Origin of the sequence: Streptococcus parapneumoniae, assembly GCF_037076355.1 — a bacterium.
Classification (GTDB): domain Bacteria; phylum Bacillota; class Bacilli; order Lactobacillales; family Streptococcaceae; genus Streptococcus; species Streptococcus parapneumoniae.
On record NZ_AP026968.1, the window covers coordinates 916,119 to 931,138 of the forward strand.

The window sequence follows — 15,020 nt, forward strand, 5'->3', positions numbered from 1 at the left end:
ACTCTGAAAACCATCGCGTGGCTAGCTAGAGTGCAAAGTTTTTTTAGTTTTTAGTTAAAACGAAGACTAAGTACAAGGTTATTAAGAGAGTGGTGGGCATTAAAATGATTTATTATTTTTGCTTTGGAGCAAGGTAACATAGTCGCTTTTTGTGTGGAATAAGTGGGAAAGAAAAACAGTTTTTTGAGTTTGATCGATAAAGTAAAGCAAGATATATTGCCCGATAATTTTTCCTCGTGTGGGGTACTTACTATTGATTTTAAGTCCGATTTTTTCATCTGCATCAAAGCCAGCTTCAGGAAAGGTTTCTAAACTTTTTAAGCCGTCTAAAATTTTGGCCACAGTATTTTTAGCTGACTGGGGTGATAAAAGAACAGTAGTAATATAATCATGAATACTGTCAATTGCTTGACTCACTTCGGTAGATAGAATCACTTTATAAGTCATATCGTAGCCTCATATCATCTAGGGAAGTTCCTTGTCCGGATTCATATTCTCTTAAGGCGCGTTCAGATTGGGCTTGTAGTTCTTGAATCAATCGTTCACGGTGTAAATCTTCTGCAGTTTTTATTGGCAAATCCTGTTCGAGAACAATCTGCTCGATAAAAAGACTAATAGCATCCGTCATAGTCATTCCTTTTTCCTTGATGATAGCTCTAGCTTGTTCCATTGATGACTCGTTGATTTTAAAATTGTATTGCTTAGTAAGTGATGTCGTCATGGCATATCTCCAATCTATACGATATATAGCTAGTATATATCTTTTCTATTTTTTAGGCAAGAAAAAACTCTATACTCTGGAAACCATTGTTTGGTTATTGAGAGTGCAAAGTTTTTTGAGTCTGGAATATGAAAACAGCAGTTAATTTCAAGAAACAAAAAAAGAACAGCCGAAGCTGTCTTTTTATCATTATTTGAGACCGTATTTTTTGTTGAAACGATCCACGCGTCCATCTGCTTGAGTGAACTTTTGACGTCCAGTGTAGAATGGGTGTGAGTCTGATGAAATTTCCACACGGATCAATGGGTAAGTTTCGCCTTCGAACTCAACTGTTTCGTTAGAGCGTTTTGTTGAACCGCTAAGGAATTGGTAACCAGTAGTTGTGTCCATGAAGACAACTGGGCGATATTCTGGATGGATATCTTTTTTCATTTTGCAATATTTCCTTTCTGCCATGGTCTCTTTGCGAGCCATAGATTGTTACCATACTAGTCTATCAGATTCTGAAAAGTTTGGCAAGTATTTTATCAGTTTTTAAGCAAGTTTTTTAACTTTTGGTAGATGATTTCGTTTTCTTTTAGGCTATAGGAATTAGCACCACTTGCTAGAGGGTGGCCTCCACCATCATGTTCCTTGGCAATTTCATTGATAGGATGGACTTTACTGCGTAAGCGAACACGGTAGTGGCCATCAGCTTGTTCTACAAAAATTCCCCAGAGACTGACGCTGTCAATACGTCCAGGTGCTCCAACAATAGCGGCAGTTTCAGCATCGGTAACATTAAATTGTTTTAAGACTTCTTGACTCAGGATAACACGAGCTGCACCATTTTCATCCACTTCCAGATGGTCGTAGATGTAGCCTTGAAGTTTAGCAATTTTGTAGCTCATAGTGTCCATTTTGCGAGTGAGAGCCGCAAAGTCAAAGTTATGTTCTCTCAGATAGGCAGCTAGGCGGAGGGTTCGTGCAGTTGTAGAAGGGTAGAGGAAGCGACCTGTATCACCAACAATTCCTGCAAAGAGCAACTCAGCAGCGCGATCTGACAAGGCCAGTTGAGTTGTTTGGGCAAATAGGGTAATCATCTCGCTAGCGCTACTTGAACTAGTATCCACCCAAGACAGGTCACCGTATACATCATCATTTGGATGGTGGTCAATCTTAATGAGATAATCACCTTGACGATAGCGCTTATCATCGATACGAGCAGTATTCGCCGTATCACAGACGATGACAAGGGCACCTTGGTAGGCACTATCTTCAACAAGATCCATCTCAGTCATCCAAGTTAGAGTTGGTTCATCATAACCTACGACTTTGATGGTTTTTTCAGGGAAATGATATTCCAGCAAGGCTTTCAATCCCACCTGACTTCCCAAGGCATCAGGGTCTGGTTTCATATGACGGTGAATGATAATCGTGTCGTATTCTTTGATTTTTTCTAAAATTTGATGGCAAATGTCCATAAATAACCTCAATTCTTTCTCATTTCATTGTAGCACAAGAATTTTTATTTTTAAAATGAAAAAGATGTGATATAATGGAGAAAGATAAATTGAGGAGGACGATATGGCATTAGCAAAAATTGTATTTGCCAGTATGACCGGTAATACCGAAGAAATTGCAGATATTGTAGCAGACAAATTACGTGACTTGGGCTTGGATGTCGATGTTGATGAATGTACAACTGTTGACGCTTCAGACTTTTTGGAAGCAGACATCGCTATCGTTGCGACCTATACTTATGGTGATGGAGAATTGCCAGATGAGATGATGGACTTCTACGAAGACCTAGCAGATCTCAACTTGAATGGTAAAATCTACGGAGTGGTCGGCTCAGGAGATACCTTCTACGATGAATTCTGTAAGGCTGTTGATGACTTTGACCGTGTCTTTGTGTCAACAGGAGCAGAAAAAGGTTCAGAGTGTGTTAAAGTTGATCTTTCTGCTGAGGAAGAAGACATTGAACGCTTAGAACAATTCGCAGAAGAATTGGCTGCTAAAGTAGGATAAGCACAAAAGTGCGCTGATGTAATCAATCAGCGCATTTTTCTTATCGTGACTTGGGATTTTACTAGCCTAATTGATGGCTTTTTGATACAATAATTCAAATAAAGGAGGAGATTGTATGGATTTAGATATTATTCGTCAAGAAATTGATTACATAGATGATCAAATCGTCAAACTGTTAGAAGAACGAATGCATTTGGTTGAGGGTGTAGTTGCTTATAAGAAGACTTCAGGGAAACCGATTTTAGATACCAAGAGAGAAGTAGTTATTTTTGAAAAGGTCAGAAATCGTGTAGAGGACAAGCGCTATCAGGAAACTATTGTCGCGACTTTTTCTGACATACTCAAACGTTCGCGTGATTATCAGGATCAAAATATCAAATGAAAAAAGAACAATTTTATCCGCTAGGGATTTTTCTTGCTGCTATGTTGGGCGGATTGGTTCGCTATCTAGTTTCCACTTGGTTACCAGCCAGTCCTGACTTTCCTTGGGGCACTCTCTTTGTCAACTATCTGGGAATTTTCTGCTTGGTTTATCTTGTTAAGGGCTATCTGGTCTATAAAGGAACCAGTAAAGGCGTTATTTTAGCACTGGGGACGGGCTTTTGTGGCGGTTTAACAACATTTTCTAGTCTAATGCTTGATGCTGTGAAACTGCTTGATACAGGGCGTTATCTTAGTTTAGTCCTGTATTTGCTTTTGAGCATCGGTGGAGGCCTGCTTTTAGCTTACTATTTAAGGAGGAAGAAATGGTAATCGTTTATCTTGCAATTGCTTGTGGCTTAGGAGCACTCGTACGGTATTTCTTTTCCCGCTATAATCAAGCATCTAAATTGCCATTTGGAACGCTCATAGCCAATCTTTTAGGTTGTTTTTTGATTGGATTATTCTATAATCATGTAGAGTCTAAGGAAGTCTATGCTATTCTAGCAACTGGATTTTGTGGAGGTTTGACGACTTTTTCGACCTTGAATGATGAACTTCAAAGACTGTTAAGCGATAAGAAGGTTTTTTACGTTTACCTGACTTTGACCTACCTAGGTGGTTTGGTTGCGATTTTTTTAGGAATTCTGCTATAAATTTCTTTACTTTTTTGTGGAAATTTGGTAAACTGTATCTTGTGTGTAATGGACGCACAAAAATACAGTTTATCCGCTGAGGAAGTTTCCTCAAGATTGACAAAGATAGGAGAATAAAATGAATCCATTAATCCAAAGCTTGACTGAAGGTCAACTTCGTACAGATATCCCATCATTCCGTCCTGGTGACACTGTTCGTGTACACGCGAAAGTTGTCGAAGGTAACCGTGAACGTATCCAGATTTTTGAAGGTGTTGTTATCGCACGTAAAGGTGCTGGCATCTCAGAAAACTACACAGTTCGTAAAATCTCTAACGGTGTAGGTGTTGAGCGTATCTTCCCAATCCACACTCCACGTGTTGAAAAAATCGAAGTTGTTCGTTACGGTAAAGTACGTCGTGCGAAATTGTACTACTTGCGTGCTCTTCAAGGTAAGGCAGCTCGTATCAAAGAAATCCGTCGTTAATTCGACTAAAAAACTCTGCTTTTTCAGCAGAGTTTTTATCTAGCTCCCTTAGTTCAATGGATATAACAACTCCCTCCTAAGGAGTAGTTGCAGGTTCGATTCCTGCAGGGGGCATTTTTAGTAAATTAAGAAAAATAAAGAATATTCAAAGTGTTTATTTATAGGCAATCATTACAATTTAGTTTTTTAAAATAGGTTAGTGTTTTTGGAATTTTTGACCAAAGTGTGACCAAAATTTGACCAAAAGTCAATGAATATAGAATAAAGTAGATCAGGAAGCTGGTCTATTTTATTTTGTATTTACTGATATATAAAAAGTTGAATTGTCTTACTCAAGGTGATACAATAGATATACAGAATAAATCAAGGAGAATTGCTATGTCACAAATTGCTGTAAGAGTAGATGATGAATTGAAAAAAGAAGCGACTGCGATTTTTAATGAGTTGGGGTTGGATATGTCAACTGCTGTGAAGTTGTTTTTGAAGCAAAGTGTGTTGACAAGAAGCATTCCTTTTGATGTTAAACTTGATTCTGAGTAAGCTGAAATAAAAGTATGGCTATATATGATATAAAGGGGTTTAGTTATGGTTTATACAATAGATCAGATAAAGGAAAAAATTGTTCCTGTGGCTAAACAATATGATTTATCTAAAATTTATCTATTTGGCTCTTATGCTAGGGGCGAAGCTGATGGAAAAAGTGATGTTGATATTGCTTTGGAGTTAGAGGATGATTCTATATATTTTGATGTATATGGTAGACTTTTGACTATTTTTGATGGTAATATAGATATTCTATTGGTTAGTGATTTACTTTCTCCAAAAACAAATATTGGGAAGTTAGTCAAGAAAAATTTTTTGAATGATAGAGAGGTTATTTATGAGAAGTCAATCTCTTGAAACTGATATAGCATATTTGAAGGATATGGTTTTATATCTTGATAAGGCTGTTGCTGTTTTGGATAAAGCAAGAAGATATAATTTACCTTTAGATGATGATATGGTAGTTGATTCTATCGCTATGAATTTAGGACAAGTAGGAGAACAGTTATCGTTAGGCAAATTATCAGAGGAAGTAAAACAGAAGTATTCAGATAGGATAAACTGGATTCAGATAAAAGGTTTTAGAAATTTTATTTATCATAATTATTCCAACTTAAATTTTAAAATTGTAGAAGGTATATTGAAGGAATCTGTTCCCAAAACGAAAGAATCTTTATACTCGATTATAAGAGAATTAGAAGGTGAATTATAAAATAGAAAAGAAAGACAAACTATAAAAACGTATGGAAGATTTGCTAGAAATCGACAAATTTTGTTCCTCAAAAAACGAATACTTCCATAAGAGAAATTTTTATTGATGAAGATTTAATATCTGTATTGGATGGATTGAAAGAGGAACAAGATAAGGTTCTTTATAATCGTGAAGAATTAAAGAAATATGATTTGGTCTTTTGTGATAGAAGGTATAAACTTTCTACAAATTATGGATTGAATACATGTTTGAAAGTATTTTTATCCGAACTTGGGAAAGGTAGTCAAACCATGACAGCAACAGCAGGAAGGCATATTTACGGTTCATATTTATTAGCAAAAGGTGTTGATATATGGGCTGTTTCAAGATTACTAAGGCATAAAGATATACAACAAATTATTCAAACTTACGGACATACTCTAAAATAGGGTTATTGATAAAGAGTATGATTTAGTAAGAGAATGAATGTTAGTAAAAGGATAAAATAATTTTGACCAATTAAATAGGAAAAATAAGGACTTCCTTTGTTAGAATGTCCTTATTTTTATTATGGAATTGGACAAATGAGGTAAAGGTTCAGATCTATGAACTCAGAAAGTAAGTACAAAGCTTTAAACAACTTTCAAAAAGATTTGGTGTGGATTTTTCGGGCTAAGGTATGTGACAAAAAGAATTGATTGTTATGAAATAGAGAGCCTAAAAAATGGGGAAAATCGTTATTGTTCCCCTGAATTTGATATGTTGTAAAAGATTATTTCTGGTCTGTTAAATATATCAATAACAAAATTTAAACATGATAGTCTAATATCTAATCCATTTAAAGTGAATACGTTTATCAATCGTTTGAGTAAGAAAATCTCAAAAGAAGAAGGGATAGGTTTTCAAAAATAATATATCTAGTCATTGCTTATATATAATTTGTATCTTTTGGTTTGTTAATTTGTATTTAAAATTTAATCGTGTTACAATTGAAATTGAAATCAAATAGAAAAGGAAAATGCAAACGTGGGCACACTTTTAGCAACAAGATTAAAAAATAGACGAAAAGAATTAAAAATGTCTCAGCGAGAATTGGCTGAGGGGATATGCAAACAGGGACAGATTAGTCGATTAGAGAATGGAGAATTTACTCCAGGAGCAGACTTTTTATATGCTCTGTCTAAGAAGTTAAAAGTTAGTATGGATTATTTTTTTAATGAGCAAATTGAAGAGGAGATTGACGAGCTATCAGAGTTTAAGAAGTTAGCTCAGACATTTATCACAAATCGAAATTATGAGTCTTTGAAATATATATATGAATTAGAGAGTGTAAAGGTACATCGCTTGTCTCTAGTAGATAAGTTTTATATGGAGTGGATAAAATCTCTTATAGATTTTTATCTCTATGGGCAAAAAGAGGAGGGTGTGGCAAGATTGGAGAAGGTACTGTCTCAGTTAAATGTAACTGACCTGATCTACCTTCAAGTTTCAAATACTCTATTTAATTTTTATTATGATATTGAAGATTTAGAGAGTTTTAATGAAATTCGAGAAAAGTTAGAGTATCAAGTAAATCAACTCAAGTTAAACACAATCGAAGAATTAAACCTTTCTATTAAATTTAATTATAATGTTTGTCGCTATCTATGGTTGCAGAATAATACTGAAGAGGCTATTACTAAAATCACAGATACGATAAAGCAATGTAAGACGTATAGAACAACATATTTTTTGGCTGATTTGTATGTATTGATGGGAAATGTCAGTAAGAATTTTTCTTCTAAAGTTGCAGTAAAAGAGTACTTTGAAACAGCTTATTTCCTGTATAAGCTTGAGGGCAATATGTCAATGGCTCTTAAAATCGAGCATTATATTGCAGATATAACAGAATAGTAAAGACGATGTTCAATTAAGCATCGTTTTTTTAATCCAGAAAGATACAAAAATGTATTTAATAAAAATAAATAAAAAATATTATTAAAATTCTTGACATTATTATATTGAAGTGCTAAAATGAGTACAAGAAAATATTAGGCTTTTTGTCCATAAAACATCTACAGAAACTTACTATAGACTGAGTGAATGTAAAGAGACTTCAGCCTTTGAAGAATTGAGAGGTAAAATTAATGAATGAATTAGAAGTTAGATTTGAACTCAACGATGAGAAAGATTATAATAATGCTATTTCATATTTAGAAAAATCTTATAAATTTAAGAATGAAAATAAGCAAGTTGATGAATATTTTAAAACAAAAGGAAGAGAATTTGAAAATGATGAGGTAGGTAGCTTTATCTACAGAATTCGTCAAGAAGATGATAATAGAGCAAGTATTTTCACAAGAAAAGATACGATAAAACAAGGAATGTGGAGTGAAAGTGAAATAGAGTTAGAATCTGAAAAATTAGAATTTGTAAGAAATATCTTGCAAGATGGATTTTCAAATATTTTCACAATAAGTAAACATAGAAAGACTTATCATGATGAATTAGAAAATAAAACGATTAATCTAGATAAGATTGATGGTCTTGGGTTTTATCTTGAGATAGAGATTTTAGGAGATTTTTCAAAAGAAGATTATAATAATTTCTATGAGAAAATGTGCGGAGAGTTCTCGTTTTTAAATTCAAAAATAGAAACAAAGGGCTATGTCCAATTAATGAGAGAAAAAAATGGACGTAATTAAAATTATCAAATAGTCTTGTTGGGATTGTTTACTCCATTGCTGGATTTGGTAGTTTGATAGCAGTAACCCTTCTTTCTACTTTTTTGAATAAGAAGGATACCTTTATCTTAATGAATATATCAATGGCAACTATCCCACTTGTCATTATGGCAAGCGGAATAGTAGAAAATTGGATTTTTTTTGGAATTTGTTACTCAATTTTGAGTGGACTAATTACAATAGCTTCTGTCTCAATTACAACAATACAGCAACAAGAAAGTACTGAGTATAATATTGGTAAAATACTTTCTAGTTCTTTTGTAATAGCTACCATTTTTGCTCCTTTTGGAGGGATACTGGCTGCTTATTTTAATTGGCTTTTAAACCCGAGATTAAGTCTAGTTATTTTGGGATTACTAAGTAGTTTATTGGTTATTCTTATAAAGAGTTATGAAAAAAAGCTAACTAAGAAAAGAACTGCAATATTTATAAAGGAAGATTAGTGGATTAATTATCATTAGAAAAAATAATATTAATTCGTAGTAAAATAAAAAATTGAAAAAGGTTTTACATAATGTACTACCTTTTTCAGATTTAATAATTATTAAGGGGATAGAACTAGAAACCAAAAATACTGAATTTTAAACTGCACACCAAAAGTAAGATTTTTTCTGTCTAACTTTTGGGGTCAGTACAGTATCTCTGACTTCTGGAGTGCTTTTTCTATATTCAAATTATTTTACAGTACCCATGTACGGATGGCATGGGCAACGCCAGATTCGTCATTTGTTTTGGTGATGTATTTGGCGATTTTTTTGATTTCTGGATTTCCGTTTTCCATGACTACAGGGTTGCCAACGACTTCCAGCATGGCACGGTCATTTTCTTCGTCACCGATAGCCATGGTTTCATCCGTGGTCAATCCTAGTTTTTCAGCTAGGTGAGTGATGGCTGAACCTTTGTCCACATTCTTTTTAAGGAGTTCGAGGTAGAAAGGAGCAGATTTGTTGATGGAGTAGCGTTCGTAAAATTCGGCTGGGATTTTTTCAATGGCAGCATCGAGAATCTCAGGTTCATCGATGAACATACATTTGACAATTTCTTTGTCAGCCATTTCTTCAGGAGTGCGGTAGAAAATAGGCATGCTGACGAGGGTTGATTCGTGCACAGTGTATTTTCCGATATTGCGATTGGCAGTATAGATACCGTCCTTGGTAATGGCGTGCATGTGGACACCGAGCTTACGACTGAGGAATTCCATATCCAGATAATCCTCATAAGTCAAGGATTCGCTGATAATCTCATGTCCTGTAGCAGTTTCTTGGACAAGGGCACCGTTGAAGGTCACCACATAGTCACCCTCGTCTCTCAACTGCAAGTCGTCCAGAAGTTTGGCAACACCTGCGATAGGGCGGCCAGTTGCAATGACGACTTTGACACCAGCTTCTTTGGCATCTTGGATGGCAGAAAAGACTTCAGGAGTAATCTCCTTTTGGCTATTGACTAGGGTTCCGTCGATATCGACGGCGATTAGTTTAATACTCATAAATTTCCTCTTCTAGTTTTTATTTGGGGTAAAATGATCGTTCTCAATCAAGTGTAAAAATTGCTGGGTGATACTTGCGAAGATGCTGTTTTGGTCCAACATTTCCTTTGGAAAATAGAAACGATTATCTCCGTGGCGACTGCCAGCAAGGGATTGGACGATAGGAGACAGGCTAGAGAGTTCGGCTAGTTCTCCATTTTTTTGTAAAATCTCAATCTGTGTTCGCGGATTTTCAGATTCGGGACGATAGATATCATAAGGGAGGTCAAAGTTCTTATGAATGGCAGTATAGTAGTCGGGATCAAAGCCAATGTCCTCAACTAATTTTCTCATGCTAGCGAGTTGGTCTTGGTCTTCTTGTGAAAAGGTAATGGATTTAAAGACCTTACGGTTGACAAAGCGTTGCGACAGGTCTGCGAGAATCTTGTCAGAACTGGTCATCCAGAGTTGGAAGTAGGTATTCATCACACCATCATCCAGAGCCAGATAGTCAGTCAAAGTCACATTTTTTTCAAAGAAAGGCAGGAGGTGTGGAGAAGTTCGTGCAAAGAAGTCTTTGTCCTTATGGTAGAGTTCCTTGGCGCGCTTGAGAAGATTCTGTAGGAGAACTTCCATGGCGCGTGTTGCGGGGTGGAAATAAACCTGCATGTACATCTGATAACGACTGAGGACGTAGTCTTCGATAGCATGCATGCCATTGCGCTGAAAGGCGATACCATTTGCGACAGGACGAATGACTCGGAGGATTCGAGTCAGGTCAAATTCCCCATAGGATGCTCCTGTAAAATAGGAGTCGCGCAAGAGATAGTCCATGCGGTCCGCATCAATCTGACTGGAAATGAGTTGCACGACCTGCTTGTTAGGATAGGTGTGGTCAATGACACTGGCAACCTTTTCTGGGAAATCGGGCGCTACTTGTAGCAGAACTTGGTGAATCTCCGTTTCAGGACTTTGGATAATCTCCTGAGTAATGGCTTCATGGTCTGTATCAAAGAGATGTTCAAAAGTATGGGAGTAGGCACCATGCCCAAGGTCGTGTAAAAGAGCAGCGGTCATGGTCAAGAGGGACTCGGCAGGATTCCATTCCTCAGGATATTTTTCTTCAAAAATCTCCGTGATGCGTCGTGCAATCTCATAGACTCCTAGACAGTGGGAGAAGCGGCTGTGTTCTCCACCGTGGAAGGTATAACTGGAAGTTCCCAGTTGTTTGATACGACGCAAACGCTGAAATTCTTTTGTATTAATCAAGTCATAGATGATTTGATTATTGACATGGATGTAGTTGTGAACTGGGTCACGGAATACTTTTTCGTTCATATGACCATTATAGCAAAATCCTGCTCTTTTTGGTAAAATAGTAGGACAAGAGACAAGAAAGAGGACTTGATGTGAAGATTCGGATGCGAAATACGATTCAGTTTGATGAGCAGTTGGAAGTGATTGACCAGCTTTATGACGTGGAAGTGCATGAAAAAGGAGATTATAGCTATTTGCTTTTCTATAATGAGGAAAAGGAAAAAGTAGTGATTAAATTTCATGGTCAAGAACTGGTGATGACCCGTTTTTCCAATCCTAAGACTATTATGCGCTTTTTAAAGGATAGTGATAGTTTAGCCTATATTCCCACACCTATGGGCATGCAGGAGTTTATCATCCAAACTACCCATTATCAAGTTGATGGGCAAAAGATTGAACTAGATTATCAACTGCAAAATCAAGAGGGACATCCCTTTGCCAGCTATCAATTGGAAATTACTTGGGGCTAGGCTCATGTCTTTTTCAAATTTAGCTAGCTATCTTCTTGGATTGGCTCCCTAGTGTGGTAGATTAGGCTATTTTTTGGTATAATAAAAGTTATGGAAATTGAAAAAACCAATCGAATGAATGCGCTCTTTGAATTTTATGCGGCGCTTTTGACAGATAAGCAAATGAATTATATCGAGCTCTACTACGCTGATGATTACAGCCTTGCTGAGATTGCCGAGGAGTTTGGTGTCAGTCGTCAGGCTGTCTATGATAATATCAAGCGGACAGAAAAGATTCTGGAAGATTATGAGATGAAATTGCACATGTACTCGGACTACATTGTCCGCAGTCAGATTTTTGATCAGATTTTGGAGCGCTATCCCAAGGATGGCTTTCTGCAGGAGCAGATAGAAATTTTAACAAGCATTGATAATAGAGAATAAGAGGAAGAAAAATGGCATTTGAAAGTTTAACAGAACGTTTGCAGAACGTCTTTAAAAATTTACGTAAAAAAGGAAAAATCTCTGAATCTGATGTCCAAGAGGCAACCAAAGAAATTCGCTTGGCCTTGCTTGAGGCCGACGTTGCCTTACCTGTTGTAAAGGACTTTATCAAGAAAGTTCGTGAGCGTGCAGTCGGCCATGAGGTCATTGATACACTTAATCCTGCGCAACAAATTATTAAAATCGTTGATGAGGAACTGACAACCGTTTTAGGTTCTGATACGGCAGAAATTATCAAGTCACCTAAGATTCCTACAATCATTATGATGGTCGGTTTGCAGGGGGCTGGTAAAACAACCTTTGCTGGTAAATTGGCCAACAAACTCAAGAAAGAAGAAAATGCTCGTCCTTTGATGATTGCGGCGGATATTTATCGTCCTGCGGCTATTGACCAGTTGAAAACTCTGGGTCAACAGATTGATGTGCCTGTCTTCGCACTTGGAACAGAAGTACCAGCTGTTGAGATTGTACGTCAAGGTTTGGAACAAGCCCAAGCTAATCATAATGACTATGTCTTGATTGATACGGCAGGTCGTTTGCAGATTGATGAGCTTCTGATGAATGAGCTTCGTGACGTGAAAGCATTGGCTCAACCAAACGAAATTCTGCTTGTCGTTGATGCCATGATTGGTCAAGAAGCGGCCAATGTTGCGCGTGAGTTTAATGCTCAGTTGGAAGTGACTGGGGTTATACTTACTAAGATTGATGGTGATACTCGTGGTGGTGCGGCTCTATCTGTTCGTCACATTACAGGAAAACCAATCAAGTTCACTGGTACAGGTGAAAAGATTACGGACATTGAAACCTTCCACCCAGACCGTATGTCTAGCCGTATCCTTGGCATGGGGGATATGCTCACTCTGATTGAGAAAGCTTCTCAGGAATACGATGAGCAAAAAGCCCTTGAAATGGCTGAGAAGATGCGCGAAAACACCTTTGATTTTAATGATTTCATCGATCAATTGGATCAGGTACAAAACATGGGGCCAATGGAAGACTTGCTCAAGATGATTCCAGGCATGGCTAACAATCCAGCCCTTCAAAACATGAAGGTGGATGAGCGTCAGATTGCGCGCAAACGTGCTATTGTGTCTTCCATGACACCTGAAGAACGTGAAAATCCAGATTTGTTAAATCCGAGCCGTCGACGTCGTATTGCTGCTGGTTCTGGAAATACATTCGTCGAAGTCAATAAATTCATCAAGGACTTTAACCAGGCTAAACAACTCATGCAGGGTGTTATGTCTGGCGACATGAATAAGATGATGAAGCAAATGGGAATCAATCCAAACAACCTTCCTAAAAATATGCCAAATATGGGAGGAATGGATATGTCTGCCCTTGAAGGAATGATGGGACAAGGCGGTATGCCTGACCTGTCAGCTCTTGGAGGAGCAGGAATGCCAGATATGAGTCAGATGTTTGGTGGCGGACTAAAAGGTAAAATCGGTGAATTTGCCATGAAACAGTCTATGAAACGCATGGCTAACAAAATGAAAAAAGCGAAGAAGAAACGTAAGTAAGACAAGGGATTGATGCAAATCTCATTTGATGAGAACATGAAGTAAAAATTATCTATGATAAAACGTATAGTATCAAGGTTTTAGAATACCTGATATTATACGTTTTTTGATTTTAACAATTTACAGATATTTGTATTATAGTGTACGAAAAAATCCACTCAGTTGTCTGAGCGGATTTGGTGTTTAGACATTTAGTCTTTATTTTCGTATGGCAAGATTAAGTTCAAGATGATTCCTGTCATGGCTGATAGGGCAGTACCTGAAAGTGTAACTGGACCGAGTTTAAGGATAGCTCCTCCAAGTCCAAGGACCAACATAGCACTTGCGATAATTAGGTTACGCATTTGAGCGAAATCAACACGTTCTTTGATCAAAACTTTCAAACCGTTGCTGGCGATAACCCCATAAAGAAGGATTGACATACCACCAAGTACAGCATTTGGAATGGTTGAAATCAAGGCAGTGAATTTACCAAGGAAGCTTAGGGCAATCGCGATAAAGGCAGCGTTACGGATAACTGAAACAGAAGCGATACGAGTCATACCGATAACCCCTGTATTTTCTCCGTAAGTTGTATTGGCTGGTCCACCAAGGAAGGCAGAAACAGAAGTTGCGATACCGTCACCGAGAAGAGTACGGTGAAGACCCGGTTCTTTCAAGAATTGACGACCACAGATTTGACCCAAAACAGTATGGTCACCGATGTGTTCAGAAATTGTTACGATAGCGATTGGCAAAATAGCGATGGTTTCTGGACCGAAGTAAAGATTGTATTCTTTAAAGGCACCACCTGTGCTAAATGGCAAGTAGAAACCAGGAATCTCGAACCAGTTAGCTTTAAGAACTGGTGTAAAGTCAACCAAACCAAGGGTTAGTGCGAAGAGATAACCACCGATAATGGCAAAGAGAAATGGAATGATTCGTAGGAATCCTTTTCCTTTTGTATTGATAAAGGCAGCAATCAAGAAAGTAACAACTGCTACAAGAGCATTTTTCCAATTTCCATCCGCTACAAGACCAGCGTTTGTAACAGCTGAACCTGCAAGTCCAAGACCGATAACAATAATCATAGGTCCGATGATGATTGGTGGCAAGAGTTTATCAATCCATTTTGTCCCTACAAATCGGATGCTGGTAGCAACAAGGACATAGACCAAACCAGTCAAGATAACCCCTGTTTGGGCAGCAGATACATCACCACCCATTTCTTTCATAGCCAGTGACATAGCTGTGATAAAGGCGAATGAAGAACCTAGATAAACGGGAACTTTAAATCCAGTTGAAATCATGTAGATAAGTGTTCCAACACCTGAAGCAAAAAGGGCAACAGATACAGGCATTCCCAAAATCAATGGTACCAAGATGGTCGCACCGAACATGGCGAAAACGTGTTGGAAACTAAGGAGAATTCCTTTTCCAGCCGAAGGACGTTGGTCAACGTCTAGTAACAAATCAACAGTTGATTCTTGTTTCATATAAACCTCACTTTTGGGCATCAAAAAAGAGCCCATTATTTTACAGCAATAGGCCCT

Annotated in this window: 21 protein-coding genes, 1 tRNA gene and 1 pseudogene; 16 read left to right on the forward strand and 7 right to left on the reverse strand. The window is 37.4% G+C overall.

The window, feature by feature from the left end; all coding sequences use genetic code 11:
* Positions 1-99: 99 nt before the first annotated feature.
* The 4 genes from SP4011_RS04705 to SP4011_RS04720 all read right to left on the reverse strand — a co-directional run bounded on the left by SP4011_RS04705 (position 100) and on the right by SP4011_RS04720 (position 2,184).
* Positions 100-447 carry a type II toxin-antitoxin system RelE/ParE family toxin gene (locus SP4011_RS04705; protein WP_338620110.1) on the reverse strand — a complete coding sequence of 116 codons (348 nt, stop codon included), beginning with the start codon at positions 445-447 and terminating at the stop codon, positions 100-102.
* Positions 437-721: a type II toxin-antitoxin system RelB/DinJ family antitoxin gene (locus SP4011_RS04710; RefSeq protein WP_023941319.1), complete on the reverse strand. Its 285-nt coding sequence runs from the start codon at positions 719-721 to the stop codon at positions 437-439. The genes SP4011_RS04705 and SP4011_RS04710 overlap by 11 nt, the downstream gene beginning before the upstream one ends.
* 189 nt (positions 722-910) lie before the next feature.
* Positions 911-1,153, reverse strand: a complete 243-nt coding sequence (locus SP4011_RS04715; protein WP_000710764.1) for a type B 50S ribosomal protein L31 — start codon at positions 1,151-1,153, stop codon at positions 911-913.
* Positions 1,154-1,248: 95 nt separating this feature from the next.
* Complete coding sequence (locus SP4011_RS04720; RefSeq protein WP_338620116.1) at positions 1,249-2,184, reverse strand: bifunctional oligoribonuclease/PAP phosphatase NrnA; 936 nt, start codon at positions 2,182-2,184, stop codon at positions 1,249-1,251.
* 103 nt (positions 2,185-2,287) lie between these two features.
* On the opposite strand from SP4011_RS04720, the gene SP4011_RS04725 reads away from it, so the two are divergent.
* From SP4011_RS04725 to SP4011_RS04785, 13 genes and pseudogenes are all read left to right on the forward strand, one after another.
* Complete coding sequence (locus SP4011_RS04725; RefSeq protein ID WP_001162128.1) at positions 2,288-2,731, forward strand: flavodoxin; 444 nt, start codon at positions 2,288-2,290, stop codon at positions 2,729-2,731.
* A 115-nt stretch (positions 2,732-2,846) separates the two neighbouring features.
* A complete protein-coding gene (locus SP4011_RS04730; protein WP_338620118.1) occupies positions 2,847-3,113 on the forward strand; it encodes a chorismate mutase in 267 nt (88 codons plus the stop codon).
* A complete protein-coding gene (crcB, locus tag SP4011_RS04735; RefSeq protein ID WP_338620119.1) occupies positions 3,110-3,484 on the forward strand; it encodes a fluoride efflux transporter CrcB in 375 nt (124 codons plus the stop codon). The genes SP4011_RS04730 and crcB (SP4011_RS04735) overlap by 4 nt, the downstream gene beginning before the upstream one ends.
* On the forward strand, positions 3,478-3,807 hold the full coding sequence (gene crcB / locus SP4011_RS04740) for a fluoride efflux transporter CrcB (protein ID WP_338620121.1): 330 nt from the start codon (positions 3,478-3,480) through the stop codon (positions 3,805-3,807). The genes crcB (SP4011_RS04735) and crcB (SP4011_RS04740) overlap by 7 nt, the downstream gene beginning before the upstream one ends.
* Before the next feature lie 118 nt (positions 3,808-3,925).
* Positions 3,926-4,273: a 50S ribosomal protein L19 gene (gene rplS, locus SP4011_RS04745; RefSeq protein WP_001068669.1), complete on the forward strand. Its 348-nt coding sequence runs from the start codon at positions 3,926-3,928 to the stop codon at positions 4,271-4,273.
* A gap of 42 nt (positions 4,274-4,315) precedes the next feature.
* Positions 4,316-4,387, forward strand: a tRNA-Arg gene (locus SP4011_RS04750).
* A 264-nt stretch (positions 4,388-4,651) separates the two neighbouring features.
* The gene (locus SP4011_RS04755) at positions 4,652-4,813 is read left to right on the forward strand and encodes a type II toxin-antitoxin system RelB/DinJ family antitoxin (RefSeq protein WP_000077978.1); all 162 of its coding nucleotides are present in this window, start codon (positions 4,652-4,654) and stop codon (positions 4,811-4,813) included.
* Between the two features lie 45 nt (positions 4,814-4,858).
* Positions 4,859-5,173 (forward strand): nucleotidyltransferase family protein, encoded by a 315-nt coding sequence (locus tag SP4011_RS04760; RefSeq protein ID WP_000263130.1) that lies wholly within the window; start codon positions 4,859-4,861, stop codon positions 5,171-5,173.
* Positions 5,154-5,528 (forward strand): DUF86 domain-containing protein, encoded by a 375-nt coding sequence (locus SP4011_RS04765; RefSeq protein ID WP_338620124.1) that lies wholly within the window; start codon positions 5,154-5,156, stop codon positions 5,526-5,528. The genes SP4011_RS04760 and SP4011_RS04765 overlap by 20 nt, the downstream gene beginning before the upstream one ends.
* A 9-nt stretch (positions 5,529-5,537) precedes the next feature.
* Positions 5,538-5,993: pseudogene (locus SP4011_RS04770) on the forward strand (tyrosine-type recombinase/integrase); the annotation flags it as partial.
* A 540-nt stretch (positions 5,994-6,533) separates the two neighbouring features.
* A complete protein-coding gene (locus SP4011_RS04775; protein ID WP_338620125.1) occupies positions 6,534-7,400 on the forward strand; it encodes a helix-turn-helix transcriptional regulator in 867 nt (288 codons plus the stop codon).
* A gap of 233 nt (positions 7,401-7,633) precedes the next feature.
* Complete coding sequence (locus tag SP4011_RS04780; protein ID WP_338620126.1) at positions 7,634-8,191, forward strand: CYTH domain-containing protein; 558 nt, start codon at positions 7,634-7,636, stop codon at positions 8,189-8,191.
* Positions 8,192-8,313: 122 nt separating this feature from the next.
* A complete protein-coding gene (locus tag SP4011_RS04785) occupies positions 8,314-8,673 on the forward strand; it encodes a hypothetical protein (RefSeq protein WP_232196994.1) in 360 nt (119 codons plus the stop codon).
* A 236-nt stretch (positions 8,674-8,909) separates the two neighbouring features.
* On the opposite strand, the gene yidA is transcribed toward SP4011_RS04785, so the two are convergent.
* Both yidA and SP4011_RS04795 read right to left on the reverse strand, forming a co-directional pair.
* Entirely contained in the window at positions 8,910-9,716 is an 807-nt protein-coding gene (gene yidA / locus SP4011_RS04790; RefSeq protein ID WP_338620128.1) for a sugar-phosphatase, read from the reverse strand.
* A 12-nt stretch (positions 9,717-9,728) separates the two neighbouring features.
* The gene (locus tag SP4011_RS04795; RefSeq protein ID WP_338620129.1) at positions 9,729-11,033 is read right to left on the reverse strand and encodes an HD domain-containing protein; all 1,305 of its coding nucleotides are present in this window, start codon (positions 11,031-11,033) and stop codon (positions 9,729-9,731) included.
* A 71-nt stretch (positions 11,034-11,104) separates the two neighbouring features.
* Between SP4011_RS04795 and SP4011_RS04800 the strand changes: the two genes are divergently transcribed.
* From SP4011_RS04800 to ffh, 3 genes are all read left to right on the forward strand, one after another.
* Positions 11,105-11,482, forward strand: a complete 378-nt coding sequence (locus SP4011_RS04800; protein ID WP_338620130.1) for a DUF1934 domain-containing protein — start codon at positions 11,105-11,107, stop codon at positions 11,480-11,482.
* 90 nt (positions 11,483-11,572) lie between these two features.
* Positions 11,573-11,905, forward strand: coding sequence for a putative DNA-binding protein (locus tag SP4011_RS04805; RefSeq protein WP_050262106.1), 333 nt, complete (start codon positions 11,573-11,575; stop codon positions 11,903-11,905).
* Between the two features lie 11 nt (positions 11,906-11,916).
* Positions 11,917-13,488: a signal recognition particle protein gene (gene ffh, locus SP4011_RS04810; protein WP_042751012.1), complete on the forward strand. Its 1,572-nt coding sequence runs from the start codon at positions 11,917-11,919 to the stop codon at positions 13,486-13,488.
* A gap of 191 nt (positions 13,489-13,679) precedes the next feature.
* Here the strand turns inward: ffh and SP4011_RS04815 are convergent, their stop codons facing one another.
* Positions 13,680-14,963 (reverse strand): uracil-xanthine permease family protein, encoded by a 1,284-nt coding sequence (locus SP4011_RS04815; protein ID WP_164226579.1) that lies wholly within the window; start codon positions 14,961-14,963, stop codon positions 13,680-13,682.
* Positions 14,964-15,020 lie beyond the last annotated feature (57 nt).